This is a genomic window from Pedobacter sp. GR22-6 (assembly GCF_037402555.1).
Classification (GTDB): Bacteria; Bacteroidota; Bacteroidia; order Sphingobacteriales; family Sphingobacteriaceae; genus Pedobacter.
In genome coordinates, this window is record NZ_JBBEUC010000003.1 from 89,859 (window position 1) to 104,662 (window position 14,804).

A 14,804-nucleotide genomic window follows, 5' to 3' on the forward strand; every position below is an offset into this window, starting at 1 on the left:
TTTTTCAAAAATGTTCAGGATTGCTAGTCAATTTCTCCTAAGTTTGAAATTATTGGAAATGTAAAGACTTAAAATGGCTCCGAAGGGTAAATTAATTATTATAGGGGGCGCAATCAATACCGGTAGTTTTACGGAAACACAATTTGGATTGCCCCAGAATATGAACTTTTTTGAAAGGGGTATTTTAAAGAAAATCACGGTAGAATCTGCGAAGGACACGAAGTCCCGTTTTGAAATCATCACGACGGCTTCACTGATCCCGGAAAAGGTGGGAGAGGAATACATCAAGGCCTTTGCGCAATTGGATGTACATGATGTTGGTGTGCTGAGCATCAGCAACAGGGAACAGGCCAATGCGGAAGAAAACTGTGCCCGCCTGCGCTCTGCCGATGTGCTCATCTTTACCGGAGGTGATCAGTTGAGGTTATCCTCTATCTTTGGTGGCACGGCCTTTCACCAGATCCTTCTGGAAAAATATGAAAATGAAGAGATCGTCATAGCCGGTACTTCTGCAGGTGCTGCGGCCAGTTCAAAAAATATGATCTATCAGGGCAGCAGTAAGGATGCCTTGCTGAAAGGCGAGGTGAAGATCACAGGCGGTCTAGGTTTTATAGATGGGGTAATCGTAGATACGCATTTTGTACAAAGAGGTCGGATCGGGCGCTTGCTGTATGCCGTAGCGAGTAACCCGGGTATCCTGGGTATCGGCTTGGGCGAAGATACCGGATTGTATATTTCCAATGGCAACGTGATGGAAGCGATCGGGAGTGGGATGGTAATCCTGGTAGATGGCAGGCATATGGCCGATACCAACCTGACAGATGTAGAGATGGGACAACCTGTATCCATCAAAAATATGGTGGTGCATGTGATGTGCGACGGCGATACCTATGACCTTACTCAGCATACACTCAACATCCACCATCCAAAAGTAGCCTCATTCGATTAATTATGAAGTTGATCATTCACGGTGGTTTCTTTAGCGAATCCGCAACCAATCAGGAAACCAAAAAAGCCAAGCAAGATGCTTTGGCGCACATAGCCGGCGAAGCCTATACCTACCTGCAGACACACAGCGCTGTAGAAACCGTAGTTTATGCAGTAAGCCTGCTGGAAGACCATGAACTCTTCAATGCCGGGCTTGGCTCACAAATCCAAAGTGATGGGAAAGTGCGCTTGAGTGCTTCCCTGATGGACGGCAGGACCCAACGTTTTAGTGGGGTGATCAACATAGAAAATGTACAGCATCCCATACAGGTGGCAGAACTCTTGCTCAGTTATGATGATCGTGTACTGAGTGGCGAAGGAGCATCCGATTTTGCCCTCAAACAAGGCTTTCATTATTTCAATCCAATTACAGCACAGCGCCAGGCAGAATATGAAGCCAAGCTGAACCAGCAGGAGCGAAAAGGAACTGTAGGCTGCGTGGCACTTGATGCAGAAGGACATCTTGCTGCGGCCACCTCAACCGGAGGGAAAGGCTTTGAAATCCCCTGCCGCGTAAGTGACTCCGCAACCGTGGCGGGCAACTTTGCCAATGGCTCTGCGGGGATTTCCTGTACCGGTGTAGGGGAGGACATTGTGAATGTTGCCCTGGCAGCGAAGATCGTGACGCGTGTGACAGACGGCTTCACGCTAAAAGAGGCCTGCGATAAATCTTTCTCAGAGTTGAAGTCTTTCGACGGTTTTGCCGGAGTGATTGGGATTTCTGCACAAGGTGAACTTTACCATACCGACTCTCACCCTTATATGGTTTGGGCGTCGTACGATGGTTCAGTTAGCGTGTTTGAGTAAAGCTTATTGAATCTTTGACAGACAGCCCACTCATTCCCTCGGCAACGTAACGAACAGTATACTTTCCAATTTTATCGAGCTTATAGATTTTACTGATATCTACGTTCACGCTCAGGCTGTCACCGGCTTTAAGGCTAATGTAACTATCTGCGGGAGGCGGCATGATGCGTTTCGCCATTGCTCCGCTATAAAGCACTTCGGAGCCTTGCTCATGGGTGATGTCCAGATATTTGCTTAGTGGTGGTTCAAACGGCGTATGCCATTTGCAAAACTGAAGACTTTTATTTGACCTGTTGTAAACTGTAAAGCGCATTTCTACAGGGCTTCCGGTTTTTACTTCCGGTTGGATGTACATTTTAGCGACCAACTCTCCGGATTTCACATTTTGTGGAGTGGTATTTTCTTTAAGCGTTCCGCAAGCTGCTAAAAGCAAGGCGCCCATAGTCAGAGCGGTAAGTGTGTTTTTCATGGTCTCTTTTTTACTATAAACGTTTGCTGAAAGGAATACGCTACAAACTTGTCGTAAAAAAAGACCAAAGTTCGGCCTCCGACGCAGATGCTTCGCACCTCCATATTACCCGGGCCATAAAACAGGTACCTTTTACGAGCAAGCTACGACCGAGGTATTGAGGAGCTGATAAAGAGCTGGGTCTGTAATTTGTTTGAGATAGTTATTGTTTTGTTAATTTATCATATCTTTATCACATGAATAAGAGTTGGTTAGCCTTAGTTTTATTGCTGGTGTCGAATCGTATGATTGCACAGACCAGTCATATGCTGAGCTTGCAGGAGCCACCCCTGGGTGGGGCCATCACCATTTCCAGTTCCAGCCTTGAAGAAAATGAGGGCAACACTTATTTTGCTGAGGCTGAGAAGAACGAGAAAAAAGGCGATTATGACGAAGCTGTCACCTTGTTTGGCAAGGCTGCATTTGAATACAACAGTGCCAAGCAATTTAGTCGTTATGGAACTGCCCTGATGAGGCTGAGCAATGTCCACTACCTGCAATCGCATTATACCGAAGCAGAGCAGGTGGTGCTGAATGTAGCCTTAAAGACTTATTCTAAAATAGGGAGTAAGACAGGGCAGATGGAGTCTTACAGTCAGCTGGGCAAGATTTACCTGGCTTCCAATAAATTGACACAATCCATGTGGTTTTATACACAACAGGGCATTTTGGCCAAGCAAATCGGAAATAACAATGCGTTTATTGAATCGGTAATCGGGCTTGCAAGTGTGAAGATTAAAAAGAAAGAATATATAATGGCCTCCCGGGACATCAACAGGGCAGAACTGCTGGCCAGAGCTGCGAATACCAATCAGTTTAATGGTAAAATCAAGGAAGTGAGGTCTTTGATCCCTACAAAGACTGCGGCTAAAAAGAAAGCATAAAGAATTTGAAAACAAATCTAATGTTTCATTAAGTTTACAGAAAAGAGACAGTAATAATCCTGTCTCTTTTCTGTTTATTTGTGAAATTGGTATCATATTAGTGTGGATTATAAAAATGGATTTTAAAATAGTAAAAGAGATGTTGAAGAGAATATTACTGGTAACCTTTACCGCCGCTGTACTGGCCTGTCATGCCGCTCCAAAACCGATGCAACTGGTTCCTGGCGTGAGCAACATCCTGCCTGATGAGAAGCAATCGCTTGTAGTGAAAGAAATCGTGAAGCTGATTGAAAGTTATAACTACAAAAAACTCCAGGTAAATGATTCCATTTCATCTGCTGTGCTGGACAAATACATCAAGGATCTGGATCCTTACCGCTACTATTTTCAGGCAGCGGATATTAAAGAATTTGAGAAATTCAGGTATTCCCTGGATGATGATTTCAGAGCCGGTAACCTGAATGCACCCTTTTACATTTTCAATGTATACCTGAAAAGATATAATGAATACATCAGCTACGCATTGGGACACGTTAAAACGAAGTTTGATTTCAACGGAAATGAGACTTATACTTTTGACAGGGAAAAAATGCCATGGGCAGAATCCACTACTGCACTGAATGACATCTGGAAAAAAAGGGTAAAATATGAACTGGTGAATTTGAAAATCTCCGGAACAGCCGAAACCAAGAATGTAGAAGGACTGACCAAGCGTTACGAAGGTCTGAAATCACAGTCTGCGAAAATCAATAACCAGGATGTTTTCCAGACCATTATGGATGCATTTACTGAAACTATAGATCCACATACCAACTATTTTAATCCAACTAACGCTCAGGCATTCAATGAAGATATGGCCCGTTCATTTGAAGGAATTGGCGCGAGACTGCAATTGGAAAATGAAGTCTTGAAGATCAGTGAAGTGATTCCTGGCGGACCTGCATTTAAAAGCAAATTGCTAAGCGCCGGTGACAGGATCATTGGCGTAGCTCAGGGGAGTGGCGAGTTTGAAGACATCACCGGATGGAGAATAGAAAACTCAGTAGCTAAGATTAAAGGACCTAAAGGGACTAAGGTGAGGTTGAAGATCATTCCGGTAGGAAAAGAGCTTTCTGCTAAACCGGTGATTGTAGAACTGCTGCGTGAGCGCATCGTTATGGAAGACCAGAGTGCCAAGAAAAAGGTCAAAACCATACAGTCCAATGGTAAGCCTTATAAGATCGGGATCATTACTGTACCTGGTTTCTATGCCGACTTTAAAGCCGCAAGAGCTGGAGACCCTAATTATAAGAGCACTACCCGGGATGTCAGGTACCTGATCGACACTTTGAAAAACAAAGATAAAGTGGATGCGATCGTAATGGACCTGCGTGCCAATGGCGGTGGTTCACTGGTAGAAGCAATAGACCTGACCGGATTATTTATTGATAAAGGCCCGGTAGTACAGGTGAAAGACTTAAGAGGAGATGTTGACGTGCAAGAAGATAAAACTGGAGGCGCTGCATGGACTGGTCCGTTTGGCGTAATGGTAGACCGTTTGAGCGCTTCGGCCTCAGAGATCTTTGCCGGTGCCATTCAGGATTATGGTCGCGGTATTATCATGGGTACGCAGACTTATGGAAAAGGAACAGTGCAGTCTTCAATCAATATGAATGAATTGGTAAGCCCTTCTATCATGCAAAAACTGGCTTCGCTGGTGATGAAGGATGCTAAGCTAATGAATTCAGGTAAAGACCAGGCTCCTCAACTGGGTCAGATCAACCTGACGATGGCGAAATTCTACCGCGTAAACGGAAGCAGTACCCAGCATAAAGGGGTAATGCCCGATATTCAGTTCCCTTCACTATATCCATTGGACAAAATTGGTGAAGACACAGAGAAATCTGCCCTGCCATGGGATGAGATCACCAGATCTAATTATCAGACTGTAGCAGACCTGAACCCGATCAAACCATCTTTAGTGAAATTGCACAACGAAAGAATGGCAAAATCATTGGATTATAAAATGCTGCAGGAAGATCTTGCGGAGCTGAAAAAACGTGATGGCGAGGTTTCTGTTACCTTAAATGAAACAAAACTGAAAGCAGAGCGGGACAGCCTTGAGGCCAAATCTCTGGCACGAACCAACCAACTAAGAGCCTCAAGGGGTTTGAAGCCGGTTAAGAAAGGGGATAAGATAACTAAGGAAGAGAGCTTCGATTTTGTAGAAGATGAGAGTCTGAAGGTGATGGCCGATTTCATGCAAATGATGAATCCCAATAGTAAAGCAGTAGTTAAAACTGCACAGAGCTTGAATTAAGATTACACTATAAAAAAAAAGGCTTCCAATCGGAAGCCTTTTTTATGCCTTATTATTTGCCCGATTTTTCGGCTGCATCTTTTTGGATTTGCATGGCCATCATCTCCTTCATGGTCCTGTTCATCCCCTCAGTGGAACCGTCCAGGAAGATCACATTACCTTCGCTGTTTTCCGCAAATTGCTTGATAGATTCTGTCCACATGGTGAAGAGGATGACAGAAATGTCCAGATTTGCCTGTTCCATTTCCTGTGCTGCTTTCGTCATACCATGTGCTACTTCGGCGCGGAACAAAGCAATACCTTGTCCCCGCAGTTGTGCGGCTTCCCGCTCTGCCGCTGCTGCGATTTTGATGGCATTGCCATCTGCTTCGGCACCTTTTGTCTTAGTAATGAGTAAGGCCTGCCCTTCGTTTTCGGCGGCTGCTTTCAGGTTGTTGGAAGCCACCACCCGGCTCATGGAACGCATGATCTCTTCGTCGAATGTGATGTCATTCAACTGCAAATCCTGAAGGTGATAACCCCAGCTTTCCAGCACCTGGTCAATCTGGTGTTTTACATGCTCTACGATCTCGTTGCGCTGTGCCAATACATTGGCTTGCTTTTGCGTAGCCACATAAGCCCGGATAGAACCTTCGATGGTGCGGATCAGTGCCTGCATCAGGTTGGTGGAATCCACGAATTTAAAAGCTACATTTTTAATGGTTTCTTCATCGTGATTGATGACGGAGTACAAGAGCATGGCTTTAAAATATACATTGGCCTGGTCTTGTGTCACGGCCTGAAAGGAAAGTTCCACTGAGCGGTTTTGAATGGAAATCCTGGAATGGATGTTTTCGATCAATGGGATTTTTAAGCTGAGACCTGGTCTGAGTAACCTGCGGTATTTTCCAAAAATGGTGATGACTGCAATTGTGCCCTGTTTTACAGTCACGAATGAACTGAAAAGCACAACGACAGCAAGGAATAAAAAGATGTAAAGTGTGTAACCCATAGCGTTGTTTTTATAGTTTGATGAACGAATTATGCTTAAGTTACAAAGAATCCTGCGGTTTGACAGGATTTATCTGGGATATGGGGCACAGATATTGCGTAACCCGCATACATCTATTAGGAAAACAACATGAACGTTAAACGAACTTTTGGAACGGTGCTGACTATTTTAGGAATCATCGGATTGATCTATGCCGGTTACGGCTTTACAAAACAAACTGTGCAATTTAGAGAACTGGCGGTTATCGGAGTGATCAGCATTATTTTCTTTGTATCGGGGATAGGATTGGTCAAAAATACCAAAGACGAAGCTTAGTTATTTTTCAGGCTGATCCGGCCCTTCACGCTGAAGTCGAGCTGATGCCCCGGGAAGTCTGTATTGCTCAGGGACCTGATTTTGTAGAAGGCGGTGTGGTTTGTGTCTAAAGTCAGCCGCCTCACTTTGTCCTGCTTTACAGAAACCACATCTGCGGAAAGGAAATCGCCCTTACCATTGATCTTTAACTGTAGCAGTGGCGCAGATCCATTTGGCCCTTTCAGGCTGAACATGCCATAAGTATTGAAATTGCCCAGACTGTAGGCAATGAATTTGTTTTTGTATACTTCTACGGCCCGGGTCACATGGGGCCCATGTCCCAATACTACATCTGCGCCGGCATCAATGACGCCATGTGCAAAAGCGTAGACATTTCCCCTGTTTTCCTGGTAGAAGATTTCATTTTTACGTGGTACATGTTCAAACCTGGCCCCTTCCGCTCCACCATGAAAGGAAACAATGACAATGTCAGCCTGAGCTTTCAATGCTGCGACAAGGGCTTTAGCACTATCCAGTTTATTGATAGAGACGGTATTTTCATTCGGTGCAAAGGCACAAAATGCATAGCGTACACTGTCTTTACTAAAGAGACTGAAAGGATGGGACTGTAAGCCCGCATAGTGAATGTTCAATGAATCCAGGATCTGTACTGTTTTTTCACGGCCCTTCAATCCAAAATCTCCAACATGGTTATTGGCGATGCTCATTAAATTGAAACCTGCATTTTTTATAATCCCCGCATAACGTTCAGGCATACGGAAAGCAAAACAACTGTTGCCGCTGGTGTCTTTGCATTTCGTCGATTTGCCGCTGTTCAAAAAACAGCCCTCAAGGTTGCCGAAGACAATGTCGCCCTTTAAAAAAGTATCGACTTCCTTAAAACTATTGATGCCGTCGTCTTTGGGCAGGTTGGATTTGCTGGGATAGGCAGAGCCGATCATGATGTCGCCTACTGCTGTTATGGAAATGGTATCTCTCTTAAAAAGGGGGGTGTCGGGTAAGGTTGCCTGAGGCAGGCTTGCTGTATTTCCCGCTGTAGTGCAGCTGAGGATAGCCAGGCCAAATGCAAGGCTGAACAGACTAAGGTATAGGGATTTCAATGGTTTATTCTTCGATCAGGTCTTCTTTAATGCCTTCCAGGATTCTTCCGCCTTTGTAAAAATAGCGGGAGTAATAAGGTTCATTGAGGTTGCTGATGACGACTCCACGGGTAGAAGATGCATGCGCAAACCTGCTATCGCCCAGATAGATTCCGATATGGGTGATGCTACGGCTTTTGATCTTGAAAAAAACAAGGTCTCCCTCTTTCAATTCATCTTTCGGCAAGGGGTTTACCATACTGAAAATATCCCTTGAGTTTCTTAAGATGGTGGTGTTGAAAACTTTATCGTAAATGGCCTTGGTAAAGGCCGAACAATCGATTCCTTTTTTTGTATTTCCTCCGAAGCGGTAAGGTGTTCCGATCCATTCGTAAATGAATTTATATAACTTAACATTGGAGGTTGCATCTACTGCGACACCCATTACCTGGGAAAAATATTGGGAGGCTAAATTATCCGGATCTTCTACTTTGCTTGATTCTTTTGTTTTTGTTTGTGCAATTAAAGCCGGGAGGCTGCACAATACAATCAGTGAGGACAACAAAAACTTTTTTATCATGTTATACTGTTAAGTTTGGGTAAAAGGCACTTACACTTAAACGTACACCACCAGGGGCTTATTGTTTGGAAGGCAAACATATGTATTTTACCAATGTTATCCAAATGTCATGAAGTTTCACTGAAAAGTTATCCACATTTTGAAGAAAAATGATTTATTTTTTCAGCTGTATAACTTTCTGTAAGGTATCCATTGGGTGCAACATTAGAAGGCCGTATGAAGGTTTTGTTTGCCTTTAATTTGTCGATATTCCGATCTCTGCCAATTTGGTTTTGAGTACTTTTTTGAAGCGTGCCAAATTTTATACAAGCTTAGTGTGCATTTTACAATCATTTTTCGATATGTTGCAATAAAAAAGTAGATTTGCTCTCGTAAATAAAAATCAACACCCAACAATGAGTGCAATAGAAATAAATAAAGATACCTATCTGAAGTGGTTTGAGTCGATGTTGCTGATGCGCAAATTCGAAGAGAAAACCGGACAGTTGTACGGACAACAAAAAATCCGTGGATTCTGTCATTTATATATTGGCCAGGAGGCTGTTGTAGCAGGAGCAATTTCTGCAATGCAACAGGGAGACTCGATGATCACTACTTACCGTGATCACGCTCATGCACTGGCTTTGGGTGTAAGTGCAGACAGCATTATGGCCGAAATGTATGGTAAAGCTACTGGCTGTTCCAAAGGAAAAGGTGGTTCAATGCACTTATTCAGCAAAGAACATCATTTTTATGGCGGTCACGGTATCGTTGGTGGACAAATTCCGCTGGGTGCTGGTATTGCATTTGCTGAAAAATACAAAGGCACTAATAACGTGAACATTTGCTACATGGGTGATGGTGCAGTTCGTCAGGGTGCTTTAAATGAGGCATTTAACATGGCGATGCTCTGGAAATTACCTGTGATCTTTGTTTGTGAGAACAATTTTTACGCAATGGGAACTTCTGTGGAGCGTACGACCAACATGACTGATATTTACAAGATAGGTTTAGGCTTTGACATGCCATGTGCTCCGGTAGATGGAATGGATCCTGTTGCGGTTCACAATGCAATGGACGAAGCCATTCAGCGTGCGAGAGCCGGTGAAGGGCCAACTTTCTTAGAGATGAGAACTTACCGTTACCGTGGTCACTCCATGTCTGACCCTGCAAAATACAGGACTAAAGACGAATTGGAAGAGTACAAAGCTAAAGATCCGATCGAGCAGGTAAGAGAGGTGATCCTAAATGAAAAATATGCAGATCAGACCTGGATTGAGGAGATTGAAGCAAAAGTAAAACAGATCGTTGACGATTCTGTGAAATTTGCTGAAGAGTCACCTTGGCCTGAGGCTTCTGAGCTGTACACGGATATTTATGTACAACAGGATTATCCTTACGTAAAAGATTAATTTAGAACGCATTTCAATAGATATATAGAATGGCTGAAATAGTTAGAATGCCCAAGATGAGCGATACCATGACCGAAGGGGTGATGGCTAAGTGGCATAAAAAAGTTGGTGATAAAATAAAAAGCGGCGATGTTATGGCCGAAGTGGAAACCGATAAGGCGACCATGGATTTAGAATCATACTGGGATGGTACCATTTTGTACATTGGTGTAGAAGAAGGTAAAGCTGTTCCTGTTGATGCAGTGATCGCTGTGGTCGGTAAAGAAGGCGAGGACTATAAAGCAGCTCTTGAGGCTGAAAGTGGTGCTGCTGCTCCAGCTCCGGCAGCTGAAGAGAAACCGGCTGAAAAGAAAGAGGAAGCACCTGCTGCAGCTGCGTCTGGACTTTCTGAGGCAGAATTAGAGAAAAAAGGGGTAACGGTAATCCGGATGCCGCTATTGAGTGATACCATGACTGAAGGCGTAATTGCTGAATGGCATAAAAAAGTAGGCGATAAGGTAAAAGATGATGATATCCTTGCTGACGTGGAAACCGATAAGGCGACCATGGAAGTGATGGGTTATGCAACCGGAACCTTACTGCATATCGGTGTTGAAAAAGGTGCTGCTGCAAAAGTGAATGGCATCATTGCTATTGTAGGTCCCGAGGGAACTGACATTAGTGGTATCCTTGCCGCTGGCGATGCACCTGCAAAACCTGCTGCAGATGCAAAAACTTCTGATGCACCTGTAGCTGAAAAAGCTGCGGAGGCTAAAGAAGAAGAGGCTCCTGCTGCAACTGGTACAGGCGATCGCGTAAAAGCATCTCCATTGGCCAAACGTATCGCAAAAGATAAAGGAATTGACCTGGCACAAGTTGCAGGTAGTGCTGATGGCGGACGAATCATTAAAAAAGATATTGAAAACTTCAAGCCTGCTGCTGCACCTGCTCAATCAGAAACTTCTTCAGCTCCTGCTGCTGAGAAAGCCGCACCGGTAATCCCTCAGTATGTTGGTGAAGAGAAGTTTACAGAGAAGCCAGTATCGCAAATGCGTAAGGTGATCGCTAAACGCTTAGGCGAAAGCTTGTTCACGGCTCCGCATTTCTACCTGACCATTAGCATTGACATGGATAATGCCATGACTGCACGTACTGCAATCAACGCAGTAGCTCCGGTGAAGGTTTCATTCAATGATATAGTGATCAAAGCAGTTGCCGTGGCCTTGAAAAAACACCCTGCGGTTAACTCTTCATGGGGTGGTGATAAGATCCGCTTCAATGAGCATACCAATATCGGTGTAGCTATGGCTGTAGAAGATGGCTTGTTGGTTCCTGTTGTTCGTTTTGCAGATGGCAAGTCATTGTCTCACATCTCTGCAGAAGTGAAAGAATACGGTCAAAAAGCAAAAGCTAAAAAATTACAGCCAGCTGATTGGGAAGGTTCTACCTTCACCGTTTCTAACCTGGGTATGTTTGGTATCGATGAGTTTACTTCGATCATCAACTCTCCTGACGGTGCAATTTTATCGGTAGGTGCCATTCAGGCAGTTCCGGTAGTGAAAAATGGTGCAGTAGTACCAGGTAACGTGATGAAACTCACCTTAGGTTGTGATCACCGTGTGGTGGATGGCGCTACAGGTGCAGCCTTCCTGCAAACCTTAAAAGGATTACTGGAAGAGCCAATCAGGTTATTGGCTTAATCAGATTAATAAATAATTATAAAGGTTGTCTGCCCATAAAGCAGACAACCTTTTTTTATGCCTGTTAGTTTTTGTACTTTTGCGGCATGTCGACTATCAAACCCTCTTTAGCTAAAGGAACAAGAGATTTTTCTCCTCTGGAAATGGTGAAACGTAATTATATTTTTGATACCGTTAAAAAGGTGTTCAGGAAGTATGGCTACGCAGAGATACAAACCCCTTCAATGGAAAACCTTTCTACCCTGACCGGCAAATACGGGGATGAGGGAGACAAGTTGATCTTCAAGATCCTGAACAGTGGGGATTTTCTGTCCAAAGTAAAACCGGAGCTGTTGACGCAGGCACAGTCGAACGCCATTACCTCTTCCATCAGTGAGAAGGCATTGCGCTATGACCTGACAGTGCCATTCGCCCGTTACGTAGTCATGCACCAGAACGAAATCACTTTGCCGTTTAAGCGTTTTCAGGTACAGCCGGTATGGCGGGCAGACCGGCCGCAGAAAGGTCGGTATAGGGAATTTTACCAGTGTGACGTGGACGTAGTGGGTTCCGATAGCCTGTTGAATGAGGCCGAGTTCATCCTGATCTATCAGGAGGCTCTGAGCAATCTGGGTTTGAAGGATTTTACCATTAAGATCAACAACCGCAAAATCCTTTCGGGTATAGCGGAAGTTATTGGCAAGCCGGAGCTGATTATAGACATGACAGTCGCGATCGACAAGCTGGACAAAATTGGACTGGATGGTGTGATCAAAGAACTGATGGAGCGAGGATTCACAGAGGGGGACATTGAACAGCTGAGGCCGGTCATTTTATTGCAAGGGGACAACCTGGAGAAACTGGAAAGTTTGAAGCAGGTTCTGGCCAGCTCCTCAACGGGAATTGCTGGTATAGCAGAAATAGAAAAGGTATTTGCGTATGTAGCTGCGCTGCTCAAGGCTGATCCAGCTTTGGTGCCAAATGTAGAGTTAGACATAACGCTGGCTCGCGGACTGAATTACTATACTGGCTGTATATTCGAAGTAAAAACGAATGAGGTTGCTATGGGAAGTATCGGTGGTGGGGGTAGGTACGACGACCTTACCGGCATGTTCGGACTGAAAGGTCTGACTGGTGTAGGTGTTTCATTCGGTGCAGACCGGATCTATGATGTATTACAGGAACTGAACCTTTTCCCGGAGTCGGCTGCAGCGGGCACTACTGTATTGATCAGTAATTTTGATCAGGAAGCTGAAAGCTATGCCCTACCTTTGTTGCAGCAGTTTCGCAGGTCTGGTATTGCTGCGGAACTTTATCCTTCGGCAGCGAAGCTTAAAAAGCAAATGAGCTATGCTGATGACAAACGAATCCCTTATGTGATCCTGATCGGAAGCGAAGAGATGCAAAGTGGAAGTCTGACGCTAAAGGAGATGCAAAGTGGAGACCAGCAGAAACTATCCGCTGAAGAAATCATTGCGCTATTGAATAAATAATTTTATTTGCCGGCTTGCATATATTTATCGAGATTTTGTTGAGCGCGGGCGCTGATCTTATGTCTTAAGAAACTTGTCCAGCCCAAGACCAGGCCAGTAAATCCCATGGCCTGTCTGGCCCATTTGTAGAAACTGAATACGTCAGTGTGCTGTACAATCTTGCCATTTTCGATGATGAAGTTTGCCTTGATCTTGTTGACTACTTTGTTGCCGGTAACTGAAAAAGTATAATAGGCATCCCATTCTGCAGTTGCACCCAGGGCATTTGCTTTGATGTTTTTAAATTCAATGCGCATATCTTTTCCGCTTTTGATGAGCATAGCCCACATCGCCCGGACCTGTTCTGCATTCAAACCTTTAAAAACAGGGTCGCTAAATTTCGCATCTTCAGCGTAACATTCCTGCATTGCCTTTACGTCTTTTTGCTGAAAGCTGGTATAGAAATGTCTGATGAGTTCCTCGTTTGTTTTCATGTGATTTCTTTCTAACTAAGTTAGTCAAAAACAAAGGATAAACTCTCTTGTTGTAGTTTAAATACCCACAGATATGAGAGCGATTTGGAAAGGATCTATAGGCTTCGGATTGGTAAATATCCCCGTCAGGCTTTTTTCGGCGGTTCAAAACAGCAACCTGGATTTTGACATGCTGGACGAGAAGGACCACTCAAAGATCCGGTTTAAGCGGATCAACGAAAACACAAAAAAAGAAGTATCGTATGACCACATTGTGAAAGGATACATGCTGAAGGACAAGTATGTGATCCTTGAAGATGCCGACTTTCAGGATGCCAGTCCGGAAAAAACCAAGATGATTGAACTGGAAAATTTCGTGGAACTGAAAGAGATCAATCCGATTTATTACGAAACCTCTTACTATGTGGAACCCGAAGCACAGGGAAGGAAAGCTTATGCATTGTTGCTAAAGGCATTACTGAAGTCTAAAAAGGCTGGTCTGGCACGCTTCGTATTGCGGAGTACAGAAAACCTTTGCGTGATTCATCCGATGGAGAATGTATTGGTGGTTACTAAAATCCGCTTTCCTGAGGAGGTAAGGTCGGCAGCAGATATTGATAGCCCTTCTCTGACCTCCATTGGGAAAAAAGAACTCGACGTTGGACTTGCCCTGATCAAGCAATATAGTTCAGCATTTGATATTGAAGGCTTTCATGATGAATACAGCAAGGAGTTACTGAAGATTATCAAGGCAAAAGCTAAAGGTAAACGTGCAACGATCAAAAAATTGAAGCCTCGCGAGGAACTGAGCGATGATCTGTACGGACAGCTCATGCGGAGTTTAGGTGGAAAGAAAGGTGCCTAGTAAGTTTTGCCGGCCAGAATTCCTTCAATCCTGTCCAACAGATCATCGATATCAAAAGGCTTGGCCAGAAATCCATTGGGCTTATATTCTCCGTGCTCTACATTTTCCTCCGTATAGCGGGCAGATATCAGCAATACAGGAATGTGCGCTGTCGTTTCGTCACTGCGCAATTGTTTTAACAACTCCCTGCCATCTGCATCGGGTAACATGATGTCCAGAATGACCAGATCGGGTTCCGATTCGCGAATGTTGGCCAGCATGTCCGCACTCTTGTTGAGACCGGTTACTTTGTATGCTTCGCTTTGTAAAATCAGCGTGATGACGTCAAGTATTGCATGGTTATCTTCGATAACCAGGATGTTTTTATAAACTGTTGTGCCTTTTGCCAAACCCAGAATTCTTTAATTGTATGCAAATATATTCAAGTAGATTGATTTGTTCATTGTTTATTTCTAATTTATAAACAAGTTGTTACAAATAATCTTAAAATACGCA

15 protein-coding genes are annotated in these 14,804 nt (G+C 44.1%); 9 read left to right on the forward strand and 6 right to left on the reverse strand.

What is annotated here, in order from left to right; translation table 11 throughout:
• Positions 1–73 precede the first annotated feature (73 nt).
• Positions 74–949, forward strand: a complete 876-nt coding sequence (locus WAE59_RS14155) for a cyanophycinase (protein WP_337856629.1) — start codon at positions 74–76, stop codon at positions 947–949.
• A 2-nt stretch (positions 950–951) separates the two neighbouring features.
• Positions 952–1,794, forward strand: a complete 843-nt coding sequence (locus WAE59_RS14160; protein WP_337856630.1) for an isoaspartyl peptidase/L-asparaginase — start codon at positions 952–954, stop codon at positions 1,792–1,794.
• Here the strand turns inward: WAE59_RS14160 and WAE59_RS14165 are convergent.
• Positions 1,778–2,263 carry a protease gene (locus tag WAE59_RS14165; RefSeq protein ID WP_337856631.1) on the reverse strand — a complete coding sequence of 162 codons (486 nt, stop codon included), beginning with the start codon at positions 2,261–2,263 and terminating at the stop codon, positions 1,778–1,780. The two genes, WAE59_RS14160 and WAE59_RS14165, sit on opposite strands and share 17 nt — an antisense overlap.
• A gap of 236 nt (positions 2,264–2,499) precedes the next feature.
• Between WAE59_RS14165 and WAE59_RS14170 the strand changes: the two genes are divergently transcribed.
• On the forward strand, positions 2,500–3,186 hold the full coding sequence (locus WAE59_RS14170) for a hypothetical protein (RefSeq protein WP_337856632.1): 687 nt from the start codon (positions 2,500–2,502) through the stop codon (positions 3,184–3,186).
• A gap of 139 nt (positions 3,187–3,325) precedes the next feature.
• Complete coding sequence (locus WAE59_RS14175) at positions 3,326–5,485, forward strand: carboxy terminal-processing peptidase (RefSeq protein ID WP_337856633.1); 2,160 nt, start codon at positions 3,326–3,328, stop codon at positions 5,483–5,485.
• Between the two features lie 52 nt (positions 5,486–5,537).
• On the opposite strand, the gene WAE59_RS14180 is transcribed toward WAE59_RS14175, so the two are convergent.
• Positions 5,538–6,476 carry an SPFH domain-containing protein gene (locus WAE59_RS14180; RefSeq protein WP_337856634.1) on the reverse strand — a complete coding sequence of 313 codons (939 nt, stop codon included), beginning with the start codon at positions 6,474–6,476 and terminating at the stop codon, positions 5,538–5,540.
• A 129-nt stretch (positions 6,477–6,605) separates the two neighbouring features.
• Here WAE59_RS14180 and WAE59_RS14185 point away from each other — a divergent pair, with 129 nt between their 5' ends.
• On the forward strand, positions 6,606–6,791 hold the full coding sequence (locus tag WAE59_RS14185) for a hypothetical protein (RefSeq protein WP_337856635.1): 186 nt from the start codon (positions 6,606–6,608) through the stop codon (positions 6,789–6,791).
• On the opposite strand, the gene WAE59_RS14190 is transcribed toward WAE59_RS14185, so the two are convergent.
• The gene (locus WAE59_RS14190) at positions 6,788–7,891 is read right to left on the reverse strand and encodes a CapA family protein (RefSeq protein ID WP_337856636.1); all 1,104 of its coding nucleotides are present in this window, start codon (positions 7,889–7,891) and stop codon (positions 6,788–6,790) included. The two genes, WAE59_RS14185 and WAE59_RS14190, sit on opposite strands and share 4 nt — an antisense overlap.
• 4 nt (positions 7,892–7,895) lie before the next feature.
• Positions 7,896–8,450 (reverse strand): C40 family peptidase, encoded by a 555-nt coding sequence (locus tag WAE59_RS14195; RefSeq protein ID WP_337856637.1) that lies wholly within the window; start codon positions 8,448–8,450, stop codon positions 7,896–7,898.
• Positions 8,451–8,845: 395 nt separating this feature from the next.
• On the opposite strand from WAE59_RS14195, the gene pdhA reads away from it, so the two are divergent.
• The 3 genes from pdhA to hisS all read left to right on the forward strand — a co-directional run bounded on the left by pdhA (position 8,846) and on the right by hisS (position 12,992).
• Positions 8,846–9,841: a pyruvate dehydrogenase (acetyl-transferring) E1 component subunit alpha gene (gene pdhA / locus WAE59_RS14200; RefSeq protein WP_337856638.1), complete on the forward strand. Its 996-nt coding sequence runs from the start codon at positions 8,846–8,848 to the stop codon at positions 9,839–9,841.
• Between the two features lie 29 nt (positions 9,842–9,870).
• Positions 9,871–11,520 carry a 2-oxo acid dehydrogenase subunit E2 gene (locus WAE59_RS14205; RefSeq protein ID WP_337856639.1) on the forward strand — a complete coding sequence of 550 codons (1,650 nt, stop codon included), beginning with the start codon at positions 9,871–9,873 and terminating at the stop codon, positions 11,518–11,520.
• A gap of 86 nt (positions 11,521–11,606) precedes the next feature.
• A complete protein-coding gene (hisS, locus tag WAE59_RS14210) occupies positions 11,607–12,992 on the forward strand; it encodes a histidine--tRNA ligase (RefSeq protein WP_337856640.1) in 1,386 nt (461 codons plus the stop codon).
• A gap of 2 nt (positions 12,993–12,994) precedes the next feature.
• On the opposite strand, the gene WAE59_RS14215 is transcribed toward hisS, so the two are convergent.
• Entirely contained in the window at positions 12,995–13,465 is a 471-nt protein-coding gene (locus WAE59_RS14215) for a nuclear transport factor 2 family protein (protein WP_337856641.1), read from the reverse strand.
• 73 nt (positions 13,466–13,538) lie between these two features.
• On the opposite strand from WAE59_RS14215, the gene ku reads away from it, so the two are divergent.
• Positions 13,539–14,309, forward strand: coding sequence for a non-homologous end joining protein Ku (ku, locus tag WAE59_RS14220; protein WP_337856642.1), 771 nt, complete (start codon positions 13,539–13,541; stop codon positions 14,307–14,309).
• Here the strand turns inward: ku and WAE59_RS14225 are convergent.
• A complete protein-coding gene (locus WAE59_RS14225) occupies positions 14,306–14,698 on the reverse strand; it encodes a response regulator transcription factor (protein WP_337856643.1) in 393 nt (130 codons plus the stop codon). The two genes, ku and WAE59_RS14225, sit on opposite strands and share 4 nt — an antisense overlap.
• Positions 14,699–14,804: the final 106 nt, after the last annotated feature.

What these genes read in the sequence shown, in the direction of transcription:
- WAE59_RS14155 (WP_337856629.1), top strand. Translation starts at nt 74, where the DNA reads ATGGCTCCGAAGGGTAAATTAATTATTATAGGGGGCGCAATCAATACC.
- WAE59_RS14160 (WP_337856630.1), top strand. Translation starts at nt 952, where the DNA reads ATGAAGTTGATCATTCACGGTGGTTTCTTTAGCGAATCCGCAACCAAT.
- WAE59_RS14165 (WP_337856631.1), bottom strand. Translation starts at nt 2,263, where the DNA reads ATGAAAAACACACTTACCGCTCTGACTATGGGCGCCTTGCTTTTAGCA.
- WAE59_RS14170 (WP_337856632.1), top strand. Translation starts at nt 2,500, where the DNA reads ATGAATAAGAGTTGGTTAGCCTTAGTTTTATTGCTGGTGTCGAATCGT.
- WAE59_RS14175 (WP_337856633.1), top strand. Translation starts at nt 3,326, where the DNA reads ATGTTGAAGAGAATATTACTGGTAACCTTTACCGCCGCTGTACTGGCC.
- WAE59_RS14180 (WP_337856634.1), bottom strand. Translation starts at nt 6,476, where the DNA reads ATGGGTTACACACTTTACATCTTTTTATTCCTTGCTGTCGTTGTGCTT.
- WAE59_RS14185 (WP_337856635.1), top strand. Translation starts at nt 6,606, where the DNA reads ATGAACGTTAAACGAACTTTTGGAACGGTGCTGACTATTTTAGGAATC.
- WAE59_RS14195 (WP_337856637.1), bottom strand. Translation starts at nt 8,450, where the DNA reads ATGATAAAAAAGTTTTTGTTGTCCTCACTGATTGTATTGTGCAGCCTC.
- pdhA (WP_337856638.1), top strand. Translation starts at nt 8,846, where the DNA reads ATGAGTGCAATAGAAATAAATAAAGATACCTATCTGAAGTGGTTTGAG.
- WAE59_RS14205 (WP_337856639.1), top strand. Translation starts at nt 9,871, where the DNA reads ATGGCTGAAATAGTTAGAATGCCCAAGATGAGCGATACCATGACCGAA.
- hisS (WP_337856640.1), top strand. Translation starts at nt 11,607, where the DNA reads ATGTCGACTATCAAACCCTCTTTAGCTAAAGGAACAAGAGATTTTTCT.
- WAE59_RS14215 (WP_337856641.1), bottom strand. Translation starts at nt 13,465, where the DNA reads ATGAAAACAAACGAGGAACTCATCAGACATTTCTATACCAGCTTTCAG.
- ku (WP_337856642.1), top strand. Translation starts at nt 13,539, where the DNA reads ATGAGAGCGATTTGGAAAGGATCTATAGGCTTCGGATTGGTAAATATC.